Consider the following 19,336-nt stretch of genomic DNA (forward strand, 5'->3'; position numbering starts at 1 on the left):
ACGGCGCCCTCGAGCCCCTCACCCCGCCCTTCCCATCCCCCCGACGGGCGGGGTGAGGCAGGCGCCACAACCGTCCACATCGGAGTATCATGACCGCGTCCCATGGCCCGCACCAGCACGACCTGGTGGTGGTCTCGCACCGGCTGCCGGTTGCGGTCGACGAGGCCGGGCCGAGGTGGGCGGACCGGATCGGTGACGGCACAGCGGCCCTGGGCCCGGCCGTAGCCGCCCGCGGCGGCGTCTGGCTCGGTTGGGCCGCACGCGCCAACGTATCGACCGCTTCGTTCGCGCACGCGGGCCTGCGCCTGCACCCGGTCGCCCTGTCCGATCGCGATGTCATGGACTACGAGCGGGGATACTGCGCCGGCACGCTCGCCCCGCTCTACCACGGGCGGGTCGAGACGCCCGAGTTCCGCGACCAGTGGCGCCTGGCCTACCAGCGAGTCAACCAGCGGTTCGCGGACGCCGCCGCCACCCTGGCCGCCCCAGGCGGCGTCGTCTGGGTGCACGACTACCACCTACAGGCCGTACCTGCCCTGCTGCGCCGGCGCCGACCCGACCTGCGCATCGGCATGTCCCTGCACGCACCGTTTCCCCCGGCCGAACTGTTCGTACAGCTGCCGACCCGGGCGCAGACCCTGTACGGACTGCTCGGCGCCGACCTGATCAGCGTGCCGCACCCGCGGGCGGCCGCCACCGTGCTCGAGCTCGCCGCGGATCTACTGCACCTGCCGGTGCGCGGCGGTACGGTGACCGTCGACGGCCGGCGGGTCATGGTCGGCGCCTTTCCGGTGTCGATCGACGCGGCCGCTGTCGAACAGCTGGCCGCGGCCGATGCGATACGTGCACGGGCGGCCGGTATCCGGGCGAATCTGCACGGCGCCCGCACTGTCCTGCTGGCCGTCAACCGGCTGGATCCGGCCGAGGGAACCGAGCAACGCCTCGACGCCTACGCCACCTTGCTCGGCACCGGACGCTTGGACCCCGGCCGCACCGTCCTGGTCGAGGTCGCCGCCCCTGACGGGCCGGACACCCCTCGCCGGGAACGGACCCGCGCACGGATCGACCGCCGGGTCGCGCAGATCAACGGCGAACACGCCCGCATCGGACACCCGGTCATCCACTACCTACGCCGCAGCCCGCCGCTGCCGGAACGGGTAGCGCTCTACCTGGCCGCGGATGTCCTGCTCGCCACACCGCTGAGCGCCGGCACCCCGACCACCGCCAAAGAGTTCCTCGTCACACGCACCGACGACACCGCCCGTCTGGTGCTCAGCGAGTTCACCGCCGAGCAGCTGCCCGGGGTCGCCACCGTCAACCCCAACGACCCGGACGCCCTCCTCGACGCGATCGCGGCGGCCGCGGCCGCGGCCGAGACCGGGGTCCGTTCCGCCGATCTGAACGCCGCCCGGCAACGGCTGCAGGGGCAGGACGTGGACAGCTGGGTCGAAGGTCTTCTGCACACGCTCGCCGCCCCGCCACCGCTAACCGACGCCGGCGGCGATCCACGCTACGTCGCCATCGGAACCCCGCCCTGACCCCCCTGACCCCCGGCCGCGCCCGCGCAGACGGCAGCACCTGAACCCGACAGGAAGGCAAGGAGTCCCACACGAATGGTCACCCTCACCGACAACGCGATCGGCCTCATCCGCCGCCTCACCGACCGGCCCGGCATTCCCCATGAGGCCGGCCTTCGCATCGCGACCGGATCAGAACCCGGCGCGCTCACCGCCGGGGTCGTCAGCGGCCCGGTGACCGGCGACCACGTGCTCGACTCCGCCGGCGCCCGGGTGTTCCTCGACCCGCAGGCAGTGCGTGCCCTGGACGACAAAGCCATCGACGCGGCCATCAAGGACGGCACCGTCACCTTCACCATCACCGACCAGCCCGGATGACCACCTCGTCTGGCACCACCCGCCGGGGGCGCGCCCCCCCGCGCCCCGCGGCCCCCCCCCCCCCCCCCACCCCCCCCCCCACCTTACCAAAACCCGCCGCCAAAAGGCCCCGCCCGGCCCCCCCCCGCGGGGCGCCCCCCCCCGCGCCCCCGGCGGCCCCCATGACCGACTGACACTGCCCCATAGCGTTCCGAAACCGCTCCGGAAAATGGCCCCGAGCGGCATTCTGGCATTCACGGAAAATGAATTGTAGCGGCGCCATGTCGTCCATTTGGTCGGCGCGCCCGGTTCAACGAACGAATGCAATTCTTTCTTAAGAAACTGCTATTTGACTTCTTAAAACGGACCGCTTTAGCCTCGACAAGAGAAATGGTTCGGTCGACTCTCGGAGGTGATTTCGCGGTGATCCGCCGACGCCTTGTCGCCGTCCTTGTCGGGCTGGCACTCGCACTGGCCACGCCAGCGGCCGCGGCCAACGCCCAGCCCGCAGCCCCCGCACAGCTCGGCGCGACCGACCTCGCCCTGCTCAACGGCGTGCGGCTGGCCGGGCTCTGGGAAATGCCGGCCGGGCAGATGGCCGCCGAGCGAGGCAGCGCCCAGCGGGTCCGCGAGGTCGGTGCGCAGATCGCCGCCGAGCACGCCGAGCTCGACCAGATCGTCGTCGACGCCGCGAACAAGCTCGGTGTGCAGCTGCCGACACAGCCCAACGACGACCAGAAAAAGTGGCTCAACGAGATGCGCGGCGCGGCCTCCGACCGGGAGTTCGACCGCATTTTCGTCCACCGGCTCCGGGCCGCGCACGGCAAAATCTTCCCCGTCATCGGCGCGGTCCGCTCCGGCACCCGAAACAACACCGTGCGCCAGGTCGCCCAAGAGGCGAACAAGTTCGTGCTCAACCACCTCACCCTGCTGGAGAGCACCGGCCTGGTCCGCTACGCCGAGCTGCCACCCGCGGTCCTACCCGCCGACCAGCCGAAGGTCGACTCGCTCCAAGAGGCCGCCCTCGCCCGCACAGCAGCGGGCAGCGGCTTCAACGCGACCGTCATCTGGATCGTCGTCCTCGTCGCCCTCGTGCTCGGCATCGGCGGCACCTGGCGTCTGTTCAAGCCCCGCTAGTGCGCTGGCCACTAACCTTTGCCGGCTTCGCCGGCCCGGGTGACCAGCGGCCGAAGGCCGCCGGTCACCCGGTGAACGTTAGTGGCCACCGCACTAGACCCGATCAGACACGGTGAGCGTGTTGCAGACGTCGACGACGCCGGGGCTCCGCCACGCCAGATCACCGGCGAGGATCACCACCTCGAGGCAGTCCACCACACCGGCGAGGATCGCCACCCGGTTCTGCACCACCACGCCGATGTTTTGGTCGCCGGTCATGTCGTGGCCCAGCAGCCGGGCCACAACCCCCTCTGCCACCGCCTGGTCGACCTCCTCGCGCTCGACCGGGCGGCCCCGCTGTGGGTGGTGGAAGAAGCCGTCGTCCGGATCCGGCCACGGGATCGTCATCACGCGCTCTTTTCGATGTGCCGGGCCAGGACCCCGTCGTCGTGGTACTGGTCGGCCAGGCCGAACAGGCCGAGCAGACCAGTCGCCCACAGCTGCCGGCGGGGGAAAGGGGCGAGGTTTTCCACCGTCAGGACGCTGCCGGACACGGCCGCAGCCCGGTGGCATCGCACCAGCTCGCCGATGCCGGTCGAGTCGATGAACGACACATGCTGCAGGTCCAGGGCGATCGCCGCCGGGTTGTCCCGGGCCAGCACGGCGATGATCGCGTCGCGCACCTGCCCGACAGTGGCCAGGTCGATCTCACCGAACGGGAGCAGCCGGACCGCGGATTCGGTGTGCAGCTCGGTGATCAACATGCTGGTCTCGGATCTCGGGTCGTCGTTCATGCTGGTCTCGGATGTCGGGTCGTCGTTCATGCCGCTCGCGCCTTTCCTGGCCGCTCCACGACGCTGTCCTGCATCGGGCGGAAGGCGGCACGCAGCACCGCGGTGGCGCCGGGAAGACGCGCGGCGGCCAGGACCATCCGGCGGGTGGTCATCCGCCAATGCTGGCTGGGCACCAACCAGCGCGCGGTCTTTCGTCCGGTCCGCTGCCGGACCTGTACGAATGGGCGCATCCGCCGCTCATACGCGTTGAACGCCCGGCCGACACCGGCGCCCGCACGCAGCTCATCGGCCAACACATAGGCGCCACCCATAGCCAGCGAGGCACCCTGCCCAGCCATCAACGAAACGGCATAACAGGCGTCACCGACCAGCACGACCGACCCGCGACTCCAGTAGTCCATCTCGACCTGCGCGACCTGGTCGTAGAAGACCGCGCCGTCCTCGGGCATCTGCCGCAGCGTCCACCGCACCAGGCCGCCGAGGTTGCCGTAGAGCCTGCGCAGCGCCTGCCGCGGATCCTGCGGCACGCCGCGGTCCGGGCTGGCGTGGATGAACGACGCGGCCAACCGGCCGTCGCTGGTCGGATACAGCCCGGCCTGCCGGCCCGGCACACCGACCATCAGGAAGCGGTCCCCGACCCGGCGGCCGAGGTCGTCGTCGCTGATGACGTAGGCGGCGGTGTGATAACCCAGGTAGCGCAGATACCGCTCCTGCGCCCCGAAGATCAGCTCCCGTACCCGCGAGTGCACGCCGTCCGCGCCGACCAGCAGGTCACCCTGTTCCACGGTGCCGTCGGTCAGCCTGACCGTGACGCCGCTGCCGTTGCCGACCTGCTTGATACTCGTGCCGTACCGGATGTGGACCCGCCCCTTGACCGCGTCGAGCAGCGCCTGCTCCAGGTCGCCGCGCATAAACGACAGGATCCGTCCGTCGAAGACCGACGCGACCCGCGAATAGGCGATACCACCCTCACCGTGCTCGTTGTGGTCTACATAGGACAGCTCCGCGACCCTGGTGTGAGCGGTGCGCAGCGCGGGCAACAGCCCCATCATCTCGGCCACGTCGTAGCCCGAGCCGAACAAGTCAATCATGTATCCACCGGCCCGCGGGCCGTCGTCCCGCTCGACCAGGACCACGTCCCAGCCGTCCCGCTTCAGCCACCAGGCCAGCGTGAGCCCAGCAATACCCGCACCACAGATGATCGCTTTCACAGTTCCTCCCTGACACCAGCAGCGGCCCACGCCCGCAGACTCGGGTCAGATGCCGGCCAGATCGTCCCCATCGGACGGTTCGAGTGCGTTGCAGACGTCGCGCACACCCGGCGTCTGCCACGCCAGGCCTCCAGCGACGAACATCAGCTCCGGCGTGTCAACGGGGCCGGTGAGGATGGCGACACCGTTCTGCACCTCGACCGCGATGTTCTGCAGACGCGTCCGCTCGTCCGCGGCCAGCCGTGCCACGACCTCGTCGGCCAGGATCTCGTCCGAACTCGCACGTCGCGCCCGACGGCGGATCGGCTGCCCGGAACCGTCGTCGGGCATCGGCCACGGCGTCAGCACGGCGCGTTCCCGATCGTGGCCCGCCCGGACAGCGGCACCTCCTCCGGCACCACGTGCAGCACCTGCTCCACCCGGGCGATCCGCAAAATCCGCCGCAGCCGCGGTGACGGCGCGCGAAGTGTCAGGCCCGCACCGACCCGCAGCAGCTCGCGGTGCACATCAAGCAGCAAAGCGACACCTGCCGCGTCGATCCCGACGCATCCGGCCATATCCACCACCAGCCGGTCCGGGCGCAGCCGCACCGCCGTGTCCAGTGCCGACCGCACCGGAGCCAGACAGGTCAGATCGAAGCGGCCAGTCAGGTAGATCTCCACCACCGGCACCGACACCGGGCCGGCTACCGGTTGGGCAACCGCACTCACGCCGCACCCTCCTCACGTCGACCGGTACGCAACCAGACTGGTGGGGGCATGTGGAGGCGCCTTCGCGGAACCATGACAGTCCCGTGACAACCAGCTACGACAGCGCCTCGTCCGGCACGGTCGCCCCGGCGCAGGTGCCGCAGAAGTGGGTGCCGAACGGCTTCGGCTCACCGCTCCAGCCGGCCCGGACGGCCACCGGCCACACCACGTACCAGTCCCGCAGGTGAACCGCCGACCCGAACTCGGTGCCGCAGCGGTCGCACACAAGGCTGACGAACCCCGGCTGTCCTGGGCCCGGCCTTGGCCTCATGCTCATGCCGGCAACCGCCGCGCCGCGTTCATCTCGACAATCTTTGCACAAGTACACGCTGTCTGCGCACCGCGAGGGCGTGGGACGTGGCCACGACACCTGGGCCGCCGCGCTGTCAGCCGGACCAACCCAGCCACTGACCGGAGGCGTGACGTGCTCGCTGCGTCGATCCGCGGCTGCCACCGTGGCCGAACGTCGCTGGCCAGCTCCACCGGCCCGAGCGCACGGTCCGCATCTCCCTGTCGTCCGCGATCGGCAGGGTTCGCCTGCCATCGCGGCTGGCTGTGACTGGCTCAGGAACCCGATCCGGGTGAGCCACGCCCCGGCCGGGCTGGCGGGGGCCGGGGTTCGTCGCCGCACGGCATGCTCCGCCGTTCCCGCCCCAGCTACACCCGCACCGGCGCGTCCGACAGCTGGGTGAGTCCACTGTGCCGAAGCAGCTCCCGCACCCGCGGGTCCGGGTCGGCCAGCACCAGGCGCGCCCCCTGAGCGGAGGCCACATCCTGCACCGCCCGAAGGGCGTCGACGCCGGCCTCGTCGATGGACGGCACAGCGCGCAGATCCACGACGATGCGTTGCGGGCGGGTGGCCGCCAGCACGGCGATGACCCGCTCGTGGAGCATGTGGGCGTTTTCCGAACTGATTGCACCTTGTGGGGTAATCGCGATCGTCATCGACGGTTCGGGTAAACGATGAGTGGTGATCACGAGAGTCATCACGTCTCCGTCCGATCGGGAGGCGGCACGCCTCCGGCAGGGCTCTGACACCCTCCACGCTTGCCGCCGTTTATGGCGATCACCGATCAGGATTGCCGCGCTCCGATGACAGTTCCCTCCGACGAAGGGATCACCAAGGACCTCGTACCCTTTCCGCCGTCGCCGGCGGTAGGTCAGGCCGGCACCGTGTCAGCGGGCCGGGTCGTGGACGAGCGCCACTGGCGCCACCACAGCTGCTCGGAGGCCTCCCCCGCAGCCGCCGCGAACTCCTCCAGCGCACGTGCGAGGCCCTGCGGATCCGCGACCTGCAGGCCGCGCACCAGCTTGGCGATCGCCCGCCGGCGGTGCCGCATGACCGCCCCCACCAGGTCACGTCCCGCCGGGGTCAGCATCACCCAGGCCGCCCGGCGGTCGTCACCGCGCCGGAACCGCTCCGCCAGCCCTTTGCGCACCAGGCGGTCGGACATCCGCGTCGCGGTGGACGGGGCCACCTCCAGCTCGGCGGCCAGGTCGGTCGTGCGCTGCGGGCCGCGCGAGGCGAGCACGACCAGCGCCCGGTACTGTACGAGCGTCACCTCGGCGTCCACCTGTGCCAGCGAACGCGCGGACAGCGCGACCAACGCCCGGCTGGCACCGAGGAGGCCGTCAACGAGCGCGGCGGTTTCTGGCGCCGTCCGGCGGCCACGCACCGTGGAATTTGCCATCGGGCAATGTTTGCACATCCAACGAGCAGACCGTGGCCCGCTTGAGGCATGGCGGCGTTGCCGCGCAGCCCCCACGCACGTGGGGTACCCGCTCGGGGGTAACGGGGTCCTCGCCGCCCGAGTCGAGCCGGCGGTAGCGGGGTCGGGTCTGCGCGTGCAAAGCCGGTGGCGAGCGCACGCCGGGGCGCCGGAGTCGAGGATCCGGCCGCGTCCATGCCGGCGACCCGGTCGCAGGAATGCGCCGACCTCGTCCACGTCGTGGGTAGTGGGCCCGACGGTGCGGCCCTGCCGGTTGATCTCGCGTGGGACGTCCCGGAGGCTGCGCCGGCCGGCGGGTCAGGTCTGACCTCGGCTCGTCCAGCAATACCAGGTCGGGACCATGGGCGAGCGCGCTTGTGCAGAGCGGTAACCGTGATGGTGTCCCGCCATCACCCTGCTCTCAATGGCTCGTTTCACCGCCGACCCAGCCGCCCGGAAACTCACCAATCGGGCTCAAGGTCAACCAGGTCTTCCGCCCGCAGCTTAGCCATCTCCCGGGAGATCTTTCACTCAGGAAGGGCTGCGCAGCTGGTTGACCTCGGCCCGGAGCGCGGCCAACTCGGCGAGCACGGCCTCGATGTCGGCCTTGGTGGCGTCCTGCGGGCGGTCGGCGGTGGAGACCCGGTCGACGATCCAGCTGGCCAGGGTGCCGGTCACGAAACCGATCAGCCCGATGCCGCCAACCATGAGCCCGAGCGCCACCCACTTGCCGGCGACGGTCACTGGGAAGTGGTCGCCGTACCCGACCGTCGTGATCGTGACTGCCGCCCACCACAACGCGTCCGGATACGAGCCGATGTTGCTGTCCGGGTGCCCCCGCTCGGCGTCCAGCACCGCCAGCGCGGCGACGACCACCAGCAGCACGGTGGTGCCACCGACGTAGACCGCGAGCCTGCCGCGGGCCCAGGCGCCGCCGCGGCGGCCGAGCGCGAGCACCGCGGTCACCACCCGCAGGGCGCGCAGCGGGCGCAGCACCGGCAGCAGCAGTACGGCCAGATCGAACAGGTGGGTTCGGACGAACGCCCACCGGCGCGGGTGGATGGCGATACGGATCGCGAAGTCGGCCGCGAACGCGGCCCAGATCAGCACGTTGGCGACCTCGCACCGACTCCGCCAGCCGGCGGGCAGGTCGGGCCAGAGGATCGGGATCGCGTACACCGCGAGGAACAGCACGGCCAGCCCGGTCAACGCAAGCGCCGTGCGAGCTTCCCAGGCCCGCACCCTCGCCTCGCTCCGCCACGGCCCAACCGATGAACGGCTCTCTATGCGCATCCGCAACCTTTGCACAGATGCACGGTCCGGACGGCCCGGCGGGACCAGCCCCATCCGGTCCGCTAAGTGCCCTCGGCGTGCGGAGCTGCGGGCCGCTGCAACCCCCTTGCCGGTCTTGTCGCATCCGGCCAGATCACCACACCGCCCCTGCTCGTCGGCCCCTCCGATCCACCAGCAGCAGCGCGGTCCGGGACCGACGACCCGGGCCGCCCGCGCGGCACGATGTGGGGTGAGGATGACGATCATGCAACGCTTCCTCAGCCCCACCCATCGAGTCCCGGATCCGGGACGTCGAGACCGGATCGAGCGACGAGCAGGTTCGTGCATCAGGACCGCGTGCGGCTCGACCGCCCGGCACCGGGCGATGCACAGCGGCTGCGGTGGCCGCCGGAGAGCTCGGACGCGCCATCCCAGATCCGGTCCCTTAACCACGACGAGCCCAAACACCAGGTGCGCGGGCCGCGGCCACGCTTGGGCGGGCGGATCCGGCGCGAGGTGCCGCGCGAGCGGGCCGGATCTCGCCCTTGGCGCGGCGTGGCGCGGCTGCCGGCCGCCGCCTGCGGTAGCGGAATTTGTGTTGGCTCATCCCGCACCGGTGGAGCGGTCCGCACGGCGTCTCATGACCGGCGTGCGTCCAGGCTCAACTCGACCATGGGCAGCGCGGTGTTGTGTGCGTCTATTGTCGTGCCGAGGGTGTTTTCCAGGATGTTCTTGAACCGTTTCCAGGCGCGGGGATGCCGGCGCACGTAGTCCGCCAGCACCGCATCGGCCTCGGCTGTCGGCAGCCGCCGAGCGGTCGCGGTCCGGGGCCCATGCCGCGAGACCGAGACGCGGGCGCGCGGGTGGGCCATCAGGTTGCGGAACCATTGGGCGCGCACGCCGAATCCGGACACGACGACGTAGGTGTCGGGCCTGGGGTGGCCAACGACCTCGAGCACGACGTAGCGCTTCGCCCCGGACCTGCGGCCAATGTGCTCGAGCATCAGGATCCGCGAGCCGAACAGAAATCCGAGCCGAGCCCGGTAGAGCCAGATGGGCGCGCGCATCAGGGCGCGGTTGCCAAGTATCCGGGCGCCCACGCGGCCGATCGCCGTGGAGCGGATCGGCGACGTGTCGGACACGATCCTTTGCCTCCTCACCGCCGCGAGCGCCGGGGCCTAGCGCTGGCTGCGCGGCAGCCCACGTCGACCAGCGCCCGCCCAGAGTACGCCGGCGCGTTAGGACCGCCGGCTCCGTTGCCCCGGATCGACGCCAGCGCCGGGGCGCCGGATCTCGGCGGGTTCCACGTCGAGCCCGGCCAGTGCGGTGGTCTGCCAGCCGGGGCTCACCGACCGCGCGCATATCCAGTCGGCCGCACTCACATGACCACCACAGGCCACGTGAGGATGTTCACACACTAGCCAAACTTTGCAGAGATACAAATACCGCGCCGGGACGGTCGGCGGTTTCGCCGGCGGGCCCGGCGCACTGGCAATGCCGAAGACTGCGAGGGTGGACAGATGCGCCTGGGCCTGGGATGGGCGGACGCCATAGCGGTTGTCGTGGCGGCCGTCGTCAGCTATGCCGCGCTGCTGCTGCTGATCCGGCTTACCGGCCGGCGGCTGCTGGCGCGGCTGTCCGTGCCGGACCATGCGGCGGGCGTCGCGGTGGGCGCGGTCATGGGCCGGGCCATCCTCGGCCACACGCCGACATTGCTCGCCGGCGTGGTCGGGTTGGCCACGTTGTTCGGGCTGCATTGCGCCGCCGTGTACGGGCGCGGTCGCCGGCTCCACCGGCTTGTGCGTACGCCGCCGGTTCTGCTCGTCGCGGACGGCACCGTTCTGCCGGCGCAGCTTCGCCGAGCTGGGATCAGCCAGGACGAGTTGCGGCAGCGGATCCGCCTGGCCGGGGTCGGCTGCTACCGCGACGTGGCGGCCGTGGTACTGGAAACGACCGGGGCGATCAGCGTGCTGCGCCACGGGGCCACCGTCGCCGAGGACGTCTTCGGTGACGTGCGGGGCAAGGAACACATACGCGGGCTGTCAACCGGCGAGGGCCAGTGACGGTCGCACGCCTGTCACCGCGCGACGACCGGAACATACGGTCCGCGCGGGCGGTCAACCCCGGCGACGGTCGCCTTGACGGCCCACCCCTGGAGCCAATCGGACGGCGGCCACTGCAACGGCCGCGCCGGCCAGGACGAGACCGAGGCTGACGGCCCGCGTGCCCGATACACCGAGCGCGTCGGCGAACGGGACACGCAGGCCGATCAGGGTGGAGCAGGAGATGCTGGAATCGTCACACTCGCGTGGGATCGAGCCCGGAACACAGATGGGCATCGGCAGCACGCGGCAGCGGACCGGCACCAGCAGCACCGTCCCGGCTACCATGACGCCGATGAGCGCGGGCCAGCGCAGCCGGCCGCGCACCGCGCGAAGGACCACCGCGCCGGCGGCCAGATAGCCGACTGCCACCAGCCAGTACAGCATCGTTGCCACGACCTACATTCTCGCCCTGCTGTCTGCCGTCGTCATCTGCTGTGGCCGGTCAGGGCACGCTCTGGAGTGTGAGATCCTGCTGGACCAGGGCGGCGATGAGGTTGACGTTGAATACTCGCCAGGAACAGATGCGGTCGCCGAGTCCCTGGCAGGTCGTCTGGGTGTCCAGGTCGCCGAGCGTGATCACGCCGATGCCGTTCAGGCCACTGCCGGTGCTGCCGGCCAGCACCGGCCCGCCGCTGTCGCCCTGCCCGGCCGGCGCCTGCTGGGCGGCGTCCTCGGTCCAGAAGCCCGGGCCGATCCCGTCCTCGTACGCCAGGATCGTGGTGACGTAACTGTTGCAGGAGGCTCCGGAGAATCCGCCCTCGTAGCAGACGAGGGTGCCCTCGGTCGGGATGACGTAGCCGTTGATCGCGACGCCGCTGCTGGAGTTGTTCGGCCCAACGTAGACGGTCGCGCCGTAGTCGCGTCCGCTGATGTAGGCACCGTCGACGTCTGCGACGCCGGAGGACGTGTTGCCCAGGGTGAGTCCGCCTTCGGGGGTGTGCCACTCCTGGCTGGTGCCGCAGTGGTAGGACAGCGTCATCGCCTCGACGTTGTCCGAGTCGCGGCGGGCGGCGAACCCGGCGGTGCAGTACGAGTAGGAGTAGAACGGCCAGATCCCGCTGCGGTGCTCGACCACACCGCCACCCCAGAATGGTTCGGTGTCGTCCCAGCGCCAGGCCAGCGGTGTTGCCTCGCCCTTGACACGTGGGACGATCTTGACAGCGCTGGCCAGCTTCTCGGCGTTGCGGGCCGCGGCGGTGTCGCTGACGCCCACCCACACTCCGCTGAAGTCGGACAGTGCGCCAGCGCCGTTGACGCCGGGCAGTTGGGACAGGCGTTTCGCCTCTGCCGCCAGGACAGAGGCGGGATAGGGCGCCGCTCGGACCGTGATGGGTATCGTGCGGCCGTGTGCGCTGACGGCGGCGGCGACAGCCGATGGCAGCTTGCCGTGCCAGTAGAGCACGAGCGTGTCGTCTTCGATGGCCGTGCCGGTAAAACCATCGAAGCCTCGTTCTGAAGCGAGCTGCTGGATCCTCGTCGCCGCCTCCAGCAGCGGCGCCTGCGCGCGCATCGTCTTGGCCGCCGCACCGCCCGTCTGCGGAACGACTTTGCGGTCGGTGTCGGCCGGGGCGTTCGGCCCGGTGTGGTCGCTGCTCGTGGTGAACGCGAACGCTCTGGATCCGGTGTGCGGGCCGGCGTCGGTCGCGGTGGTGATCGGGATGGTTGTCGCCGCGAGGGCGCCCCAGCGCGAGCGCGACCGTCCGCGCCCGTGGCAGATTCATGGTCGTGACCTCCCCCATTGGTCGACCGTCTCGATCAGGGCGATGATCGAGCGACGTGTGACATCCAGAACCGTCCTACGCCGCCGAATACACACAAGTCAATCGAACATTGCGAATTGCGAGGTAATGAACCTTCTGCAATATGTGCACATGGGCACACATCGCATGGCCGCCGGGGTCGGTTGGACGCGGCGCGGGGCTCAGTCGACGCCGTTCAGGAGGTGGTAGGCGCGGGTACCCCGTTCGGTCAGCAGAGCGGTGATCACGTGCGACATGCCGGGCCGCGCCTCACCCTCTGAAGTGCGATGTGGGCGGCGGCCATAAGCACCCGGCACGACCCCCGGGTCAACGCGGGCGCTGAGGGTGCCGGTCGGCTCTGCGTGCCGGGTAGACGACGCAGGATCTCAGCCGTATCGACGCCGCACATCCGGAGCACCGACACGCCGCGCTCGTCACGGCACGCCGCCCAAAAAAGATCATCGGTGCCGGTGCTCAGACTGCCACCCTCGCCGGCACGCCGGACGGCCAGCTCGAGCATCGCTCTGGCGTCGCGGTCAAGCAGACGGCCCAGATCGGCGTCGGCACGTCCACTGCGCGGCGCCGCCGCCAGAACGCGGCCGAACAGTCCCTCGCCGTACTCGGCGGCATCCGGATCGAATCGCTCCACGTCGCCCATCCCACCTCCAGCCCGATCCGGCCGCCGCGATGTTTGCATCCTGGCACGCAGCGTCGGCCGCGAGCCATCCTGCGTGCGGCCTCACTGGCAATCGTTCCGGCCGGCATCGCGTCGTGTCGTCTCGTCGCAGGCCCCGTGCGTTCCTGTCGGTTTGTCACAGAACCGTCATGGATCCGCGCGGGTACCGCCACACCGCTAGGCCAGGCTCGGAGTGGCCCAGACCGCTGGAGACCGTGGGAGGTTGCCGATGCGCAGCCCTGTGGCACGGACGGCCAGGCAATCCGCTGCCGGCGCGACGGCCCGAGACGGGAGGCGTGGATCGTGGTGACGTTGACCGAGAACGCGATCGGAGTGATACGCCAGCTCACCGGCCAACGCGGTATGTCCGATGAGGCTGGCGTTCGGTTCGCGAGTGGTTCCTCGCCGGGGAAACTGGCCGTCGACGTGACCGAGCAGCCGCACGACGGCGACGAGGTGGTGGACACCTCAGGCGCCCGGCTGTTTCTGGACAGAATGGCCGCACGGATCCTCGAAGGCAAAACCCTCGACGCGTCCACAGTGAACGGTAGCGTCCGGTTCGCCATCTCAGACTGAATTGGCCGGCCGGACAAGCCCTGAGCTGACACCTCCCCGATGGGGGTCAGGCAGATGCGCCACCGTCGCTGCCACCGCGACTCCGACCCGTCCACTGCCGCCGCTTGGACAACGGAGTCCACAGGCGCGGTCAGGCCTTGGGGTCGCCGACCCAGCGGTGGCGTCCCAGCCGCCTGATCGCACGGCGACGGTGGCGCATCCTCCACCGAAAGGCTTCTCCCACCGGGTCAAGGCCCGGGCCACAGCTGAGCGCGGTTCGCAGAGGTCAGCGCGGGCGCGAAAACCCCTGAGCCCGTGCGGCGATCACCCAGTGACCCGCATACCGCCGTGGCGCAGATTCCCTGACGCTACAACGTCGAACGACACGGTCTGCGTGCCATGAGCCTGCGGCGGCGTAGCGGATAGCAAACTCAGCCCCCCGCCACCATTGCCGACGACGACGGTGGCCCCGGCACCCCACGACAGCACCGCCGGCGGACAACGCTCCACCGGTCAACAGCCCGCGGCGGCTGACCGGCACGCAGGTACTCGGATCAGTCATGCCGGCTCCCAACACCCCCCGTACTCATGCTCGGGCTCAACGACACAGATATGCCCGGCATCTGCGGCCAGTAACGCCAGCTGCCGCCAGCGAATTCCGTGCCCAGCGTGGTAGAGGCCATCGTCTAGCCGTCCGCGAACGTCACCGTGATGGTGACCTCCGTGCCTGCGGCGACCCACACGCGGGTCCAGAGAACGTCAAATGCCACAAGGGCCGACCGTCGATGCCTGGGTTGGAAACGCCCGCGTCGTCGGCCAGTTCTTGCGGCCCGAGGTTCGGACACGCAGGAAGCTGCTGGCCGCCGTCGTCGCTATTCGTCCCACGTGCGGGTGACCGGTTGAGACTTGAGACCAGCTCAAGATCGTCTAATGAGGAGGGGAGTTGGCTGTCACAGCGTCAGGAGCAATTGCCCGCGGCCGGAATGCCAAGCTGGCGAGGTGACGGCACTCGAGACTCAGCCGGAGTGCCGATGAGACACTCTGCGAACGGACACCTTGACAGACCACATAACAGCCGTAAACGAGCCCGTTTCGAAGCCCCGCCGTTGGTCCGCGCAAGAGGGGTGGTGCCGTACGCGGAGCTGCACTGCCACTCCAACTTCTCCTTCCTGGACGGGGCGTCCCATCCGGAGGAACTCGTGCTGGAGGCGGCCCGGCTCGGCTTGGACGCGGTCGCGATCACCGACCACGATGGCCTCTACGGGGTGGTCCGGTTCGCCGTCGCGGCCGGCGAGGTCGGCATCCCCACCGTCTACGGCGCCGAGCTGTCCCTGGACCTGCCCTCCGGGCAGACCGGGATCCCGGATCCGGTCGGAAGCCATCTGGTGGTGTTGGCGCGGGGGCAGGAGGGCTACCACCGGCTCGCCGCCGTGCTCGGCGACGCCCACCTCGCCGGCGGACAGAAAGGGCGCCCGGTCTACGACCTGGAGGACGCGGCGGCCCGCCTGGCCGGTGAGGTGGTGGTGTTGACCGGCTGCCGCAAAGGCACCGTCCCCGCCGCCCTCGCCCTCCACGGCGTCGACGCCGCACGGGGCGAGCTCGACCGCCTGACCGCGCTGTTCGGTGCGGACAGTGTTGCGGTGGAGTTGGTCGACCACGGCGACCCCAGGGATCGGGACCGTAACGACGCCCTCGCCGACCTCGCCAAGTCCACGGGTCTGCCGGTGGTGGCGACGAACAACGTGCACTACCACGCACCGCGGCGGCGGAGGCTGGCGACCGTCGTGGCCGCCGTCCGGGCCCGCTCCAGCCTCGACGACCTTGACCCCTGGCTGCCCGCCGCTGGCACCGCCCATTTGCGGTCCGGGGCGGAGATGGCGGCTCGGATGGCCCTCTACCCGACCGCCGTCCCTACCGCCGCCCGGCTGGCCGCCGAGTGCGCGTTCGATCTGCGGCTGATCGCTCCACGGCTGCCGCCGTTCGACGTCCCCGACGGCCACACGGAGGCGTCGTGGCTGCGGGAGCTCACGGACAGCGGAGCCACCGCCCGGTACGGGCCCCGACAAGCCCATCCGCAGGCGTGGGCGCAGATCGACCACGAGCTGGCCCTGATCGAGCAGCTGGACTTTCCTGGCTATTTCCTCGTGGTGTGGGATATCACCCGGTTCTGCCGGCAGCAGGACATCTACTGCCAGGGCCGCGGGTCGGCGGCGAACTCGGCGGTCTGCTACGCGCTGCGGATCACCAACGTCGACTCCGTCGCGCATGGGTTGTTGTTCGAGCGGTTCCTCGCGCCGGAGCGGGACGGGCCGCCGGATATCGACGTGGACATCGAGTCCGACCGCCGCGAAGAAGTCATCCAATACGTGTACCGAAAGCACGGACGTCGGCACACCGCGCAGGTCGCCAACGTCATCTCCTACCGGCCTAGGTCCGCGGTCCGGGATGTGGCGCGGGCGTTCGGGTTCTCGCCCGGGCAGCAGGATGCGTGGAGCAAGCAGTTGGACCGGTGGCATGACCTGAGCCCCGACACAGTGGAGGGGATCCCGGAACCGGTTGTGGAGCACGCGAGCGCGTTGCTGACCGCGCCGCGGCATTTGGGCATCCATTCCGGTGGCATGGTGATCTGCCACCGCCCGGTCACCGAGGTCGTCCCGGTCGAGCGGGCCCGCATGCCAGGCCGCACTGTGTTGCAGTGGGACAAGGACGACTGCGCCGAGATCGGGCTGACCAAGTTCGACCTGCTCGGCCTGGGCATGCTGTCCGCGTTGCACTACGCGGTGGATTTCCTCGGCTTCCACCTGGATCTCGGTGATCTGGACTGTTCCGACCCGCAGGTCTACGACGACCTGGTGGTTGAGGTCGCGTTGATCCGGCCCGGGCCGATCCAGGGCGGCTCGGTCCACCCCTACATCCGCCGCAAGAACGGCTTGGACCAGCCCATCTACGGGCATCCGCTGATGCGGCCAGCATTGGAGAAAACGCTTGGTGTGCCACTGTTCCAGGAACAGATGATGCAGCTGGCCATCGACTGCGCCGGCTTCAGCCCCTCGGAAGCCGACCAGCTGCGCCGGGCGATGGGCTCCAAACGCAGCAGCGAACGCATGGAACGCCTCAAGGACCGCCTGTACGAGGGCATGGCGGCCAACGGCATCCCATCGGACGTGTGTGACGACATCTACCTGAAGTTGGCCGCGTTCGCCAACTACGGCTTCCCCGAGAGCCACGCCATGAGCTTCGCGTACCTGGTCTACGTGTCCGCGTGGCTCAAGCGATACCACCCGGCGGCGTTCACCGCCGCGTTGCTCGGGGCACAACCGATGGGGTTCTACTCGCTACAGTCGCTTGTGGACGATGCGCGACGGCACGGCGTCGAGGTCCGCCGGCCCGACATCAACGCCTCTGGTGTCAAGGCCACACTGGAGTCCACACCGGACACCCATTGGGGTGCCCAACCCAGCACGCCGCCGCATACCTGGGGATGTAATGGACCAGCGGTGCGGCTCGGGCTGGACCAGGTCCGGACCATCACCACCGACACCGCCACTCGAATCGTTACTGCCCACGACGCCGACGGCCCCTACACCAGCCTCACCGATCTGGCGCGCCGCGCCGACCTATCCACCCATCAGCTGGAGGCGCTCGCTACCGCCGACGCGTTCGCCGGCCTCGGCCTGAGCCGCCGCCAGGCACTATGGGCCGCCGGCGCTGCAGCGTTGGACAAACCCGACCGACTGCCGGACACCGTCCCGGTTAGCGCGCCGATGTTGCCCGGAATGGACGCTGTGGACCGGCTCGTCGCCGACGTCTGGGCCACCGGCCTATCACCCACCGACCACCCCATTCGCCTCGTCCGTGCCCACCTCGACGCTGTAGGGGCAATCCGCATCGACCAGCTCAGCCAGGTGCCGGACAAGACCCGAATCCTGGTGGGTGGCCTGGTCACCCACCGGCAACGGCCGGCCACCGCACGCGGAGTCACCTTCCTGAACCTGGAAGACGAGACAGGCATGCTCAACGTGGTGGTATCCGAGGGCGCGTGGAACCGGTACCGGAAACTACTCAGGAACAGCCCGGCCCTGCTCGTGCGCGGCCGCCTCGAAGCGGCCAGCGGCGTGATCAACCTCGTCGCCGACCAGATCCAGTCCTTGCCGATCGCGGCAACACTGACATCGCGGGACTTCCGGTGACCACCGTGGAGCGAACACTGAGGGCTTGGCAACCCGAACGGGAGCAGGTCATCAGCCAGCTTCCTACGACCCAACGCCGGCCCATGCGCCGACCGAACGGCGGAATTCTCAACGGATACATCCGTTCGTCACTGCCAAAGTCCGTCCCGGCGGCGCTGGATTCGGTCCGGTCTACTTGAATGCGACGCCGGCCAGCGCGCCAGACTGGTTGGGCTGTTCGAAGTCGCTGGAGTCGTCTGGCCCGGGCCGCCACTGCGGCAGCCACACGAGTCCCGGCTCGACGAGTTCGAAACCAGCGAAGAACTCCATGATCTGATCACGAGTTCGTCTTCCGACGGCTGCAGACCTGCGCTGATAGACGTCCGCCACCGCATCGGCGACCTCCGTGTCGACCCCGCCAACGGCACCATGGCTGATTACCAGCCAACTACCGGGCGGCAGGGAACGGGTCATCGCACGCACGGCACCGAAAGCCTCGTTGTCATCCCGCACCCACAGCAGCACCGAGGTCAAGATCAGCGCGACTGGCTCGCCCAGGTCGATGACCGAGGCATACTCCGGCGACTCAATCTGCTCCAAGATGCTCGCCGGTTGACGAATATCGCCCTGCAACATTCCCACCAGATCGTTGCCCTCCAGCAGCCGCCGGCCATGAAGAACGGCGACTGGCTCGACGTCGACGTATAGCACGCGGGCGTCGGGCGCCAACGCCTGCGCAACCTCGTGCGTATTGCCCATCGTCGGAAGCCCGGATCCGATGTCGAGGAACTGCCGGACACCGGCATCAACCAGGAACCGCACCGCACGCTGCAGGAACGCCCTGTTGGACCGCGCCATGAGCCGGATAAGTGGCATTCGTTCGATCACTTCTTCCGCCGCGGCCTGATCCACCGGCAGATGATCATTTCCCCCGAGGTAGTAGTCATACATCCGGGCGACCGACGCCACCGGCCCGCGCTCGCGACCCGCATCAGGACTTCCCGTAGTCACGAGCACCTCCCGGCGTTCAAGTCTCCTTGCGCAGACGACCCACAGGGACCTTGCGGAAATCCGGCGGCGGACCAGACGTGCCTCAAGGTGATCGTAGTGGACCCAAACCTGGAAGCCGAAGCGGGACTCAGCCCAACCAGGCAGAGATCGCGACGGGCGGCTTTCGACCCGAGCGGCTAAAGACGCAGATCAAGGATCTCAACCGGGGCGTCTTCCTTTCCCTGTACGGCCGTTGGGGCGCTGCTACGTGCACGATTCGTTGACAGGAGGAAATGGTCGGCGACGGGGCAGTCGTGGTGCTGGTTTGGTTTCCTCGTCCAGCGGCCAACGGGGCCGTGCACGTCGCCGTACCCGCA

The 19,336-nt window shown here is 69.6% G+C and carries 20 protein-coding genes; 6 read left to right on the plus strand and 14 right to left on the minus strand.

Annotation, left to right across the window (positions count from 1 at the left end; translation table 11 throughout):
• Positions 1 to 89: 89 nt before the first annotated feature.
• From RB614_RS24135 to RB614_RS24145, 3 genes are all read left to right on the plus strand, one after another.
• Positions 90 to 1,538 carry an alpha,alpha-trehalose-phosphate synthase (UDP-forming) gene (locus RB614_RS24135; protein ID WP_308714892.1) on the plus strand — a complete coding sequence of 483 codons (1,449 nt, stop codon included), beginning with the start codon at positions 90 to 92 and terminating at the stop codon, positions 1,536 to 1,538.
• Positions 1,539 to 1,613: 75 nt separating this feature from the next.
• Positions 1,614 to 1,895 (plus strand): adhesin, encoded by a 282-nt coding sequence (locus RB614_RS24140; RefSeq protein WP_308714893.1) that lies wholly within the window; start codon positions 1,614 to 1,616, stop codon positions 1,893 to 1,895.
• Positions 1,896 to 2,297: 402 nt separating this feature from the next.
• Positions 2,298 to 3,011: a DUF4142 domain-containing protein gene (locus RB614_RS24145; RefSeq protein WP_308714894.1), complete on the plus strand. Its 714-nt coding sequence runs from the start codon at positions 2,298 to 2,300 to the stop codon at positions 3,009 to 3,011.
• A gap of 93 nt (positions 3,012 to 3,104) precedes the next feature.
• Here the strand turns inward: RB614_RS24145 and RB614_RS24150 are convergent, their stop codons facing one another.
• The 10 genes from RB614_RS24150 to RB614_RS24195 all read right to left on the minus strand — a co-directional run bounded on the left by RB614_RS24150 (position 3,105) and on the right by RB614_RS24195 (position 9,867).
• Positions 3,105 to 3,398, minus strand: coding sequence for a BON domain-containing protein (locus RB614_RS24150; RefSeq protein WP_308714895.1), 294 nt, complete (start codon positions 3,396 to 3,398; stop codon positions 3,105 to 3,107).
• On the minus strand, positions 3,398 to 3,814 hold the full coding sequence (locus RB614_RS24155) for an STAS domain-containing protein (protein ID WP_308714896.1): 417 nt from the start codon (positions 3,812 to 3,814) through the stop codon (positions 3,398 to 3,400). Before RB614_RS24155 ends, RB614_RS24150 begins: the two co-directional genes overlap by 1 nt.
• The gene (locus RB614_RS24160; RefSeq protein WP_308714897.1) at positions 3,811 to 4,995 is read right to left on the minus strand and encodes an FAD-dependent oxidoreductase; all 1,185 of its coding nucleotides are present in this window, start codon (positions 4,993 to 4,995) and stop codon (positions 3,811 to 3,813) included. Before RB614_RS24160 ends, RB614_RS24155 begins: the two co-directional genes overlap by 4 nt.
• A gap of 45 nt (positions 4,996 to 5,040) precedes the next feature.
• Positions 5,041 to 5,343, minus strand: coding sequence for a BON domain-containing protein (locus RB614_RS24165; RefSeq protein ID WP_308714898.1), 303 nt, complete (start codon positions 5,341 to 5,343; stop codon positions 5,041 to 5,043).
• Positions 5,337 to 5,705 carry an STAS domain-containing protein gene (locus tag RB614_RS24170; protein ID WP_308714899.1) on the minus strand — a complete coding sequence of 123 codons (369 nt, stop codon included), beginning with the start codon at positions 5,703 to 5,705 and terminating at the stop codon, positions 5,337 to 5,339. Before RB614_RS24170 ends, RB614_RS24165 begins: the two co-directional genes overlap by 7 nt.
• Before the next feature lie 94 nt (positions 5,706 to 5,799).
• Positions 5,800 to 5,970 (minus strand): hypothetical protein, encoded by a 171-nt coding sequence (locus RB614_RS24175; protein ID WP_308714900.1) that lies wholly within the window; start codon positions 5,968 to 5,970, stop codon positions 5,800 to 5,802.
• Positions 5,971 to 6,401: 431 nt separating this feature from the next.
• Positions 6,402 to 6,731, minus strand: a complete 330-nt coding sequence (locus RB614_RS24180; protein ID WP_308714901.1) for an STAS domain-containing protein — start codon at positions 6,729 to 6,731, stop codon at positions 6,402 to 6,404.
• A 173-nt stretch (positions 6,732 to 6,904) separates the two neighbouring features.
• The gene (locus tag RB614_RS24185) at positions 6,905 to 7,435 is read right to left on the minus strand and encodes a MarR family winged helix-turn-helix transcriptional regulator (RefSeq protein ID WP_308714902.1); all 531 of its coding nucleotides are present in this window, start codon (positions 7,433 to 7,435) and stop codon (positions 6,905 to 6,907) included.
• Positions 7,436 to 7,984: 549 nt separating this feature from the next.
• Positions 7,985 to 8,746, minus strand: a complete 762-nt coding sequence (locus tag RB614_RS24190; RefSeq protein ID WP_308714903.1) for a potassium channel family protein — start codon at positions 8,744 to 8,746, stop codon at positions 7,985 to 7,987.
• A 617-nt stretch (positions 8,747 to 9,363) separates the two neighbouring features.
• Positions 9,364 to 9,867, minus strand: a complete 504-nt coding sequence (locus RB614_RS24195) for a nitroreductase family deazaflavin-dependent oxidoreductase (RefSeq protein ID WP_308714904.1) — start codon at positions 9,865 to 9,867, stop codon at positions 9,364 to 9,366.
• A 378-nt stretch (positions 9,868 to 10,245) separates the two neighbouring features.
• On the opposite strand from RB614_RS24195, the gene RB614_RS24200 reads away from it, so the two are divergent.
• A complete protein-coding gene (locus RB614_RS24200) occupies positions 10,246 to 10,788 on the plus strand; it encodes a DUF421 domain-containing protein (RefSeq protein WP_308714905.1) in 543 nt (180 codons plus the stop codon).
• Positions 10,789 to 10,842: 54 nt separating this feature from the next.
• Here the strand turns inward: RB614_RS24200 and RB614_RS24205 are convergent, their stop codons facing one another.
• The 3 genes from RB614_RS24205 to RB614_RS24215 all read right to left on the minus strand — a co-directional run bounded on the left by RB614_RS24205 (position 10,843) and on the right by RB614_RS24215 (position 13,227).
• The gene (locus tag RB614_RS24205) at positions 10,843 to 11,223 is read right to left on the minus strand and encodes a hypothetical protein (protein WP_308714906.1); all 381 of its coding nucleotides are present in this window, start codon (positions 11,221 to 11,223) and stop codon (positions 10,843 to 10,845) included.
• 49 nt (positions 11,224 to 11,272) lie between these two features.
• Entirely contained in the window at positions 11,273 to 12,340 is a 1,068-nt protein-coding gene (locus tag RB614_RS24210) for a chymotrypsin family serine protease (protein WP_308714907.1), read from the minus strand.
• 473 nt (positions 12,341 to 12,813) lie between these two features.
• Positions 12,814 to 13,227: a hypothetical protein gene (locus RB614_RS24215; protein WP_308714908.1), complete on the minus strand. Its 414-nt coding sequence runs from the start codon at positions 13,225 to 13,227 to the stop codon at positions 12,814 to 12,816.
• Positions 13,228 to 13,548: 321 nt separating this feature from the next.
• Between RB614_RS24215 and RB614_RS24220 the strand changes: the two genes are divergently transcribed.
• Together RB614_RS24220 and RB614_RS24225 are read left to right on the plus strand one after the other, a co-directional pair.
• The gene (locus RB614_RS24220) at positions 13,549 to 13,821 is read left to right on the plus strand and encodes an adhesin (RefSeq protein ID WP_308714909.1); all 273 of its coding nucleotides are present in this window, start codon (positions 13,549 to 13,551) and stop codon (positions 13,819 to 13,821) included.
• A gap of 962 nt (positions 13,822 to 14,783) precedes the next feature.
• On the plus strand, positions 14,784 to 17,990 hold the full coding sequence (locus tag RB614_RS24225; RefSeq protein WP_428983095.1) for an error-prone DNA polymerase: 3,207 nt from the start codon (positions 14,784 to 14,786) through the stop codon (positions 17,988 to 17,990).
• Between the two features lie 171 nt (positions 17,991 to 18,161).
• Here RB614_RS24225 and RB614_RS24230 read toward each other — a convergent pair whose 3' ends face one another.
• Positions 18,162 to 18,980 (minus strand): SAM-dependent methyltransferase, encoded by an 819-nt coding sequence (locus RB614_RS24230; protein WP_308714911.1) that lies wholly within the window; start codon positions 18,978 to 18,980, stop codon positions 18,162 to 18,164.
• Positions 18,981 to 19,336 lie beyond the last annotated feature (356 nt).

The sequence above is a fragment of the Phytohabitans maris genome (assembly GCF_031085175.1).
Classification (GTDB): Bacteria; Actinomycetota; Actinomycetes; order Mycobacteriales; family Micromonosporaceae; genus Phytohabitans; species Phytohabitans maris.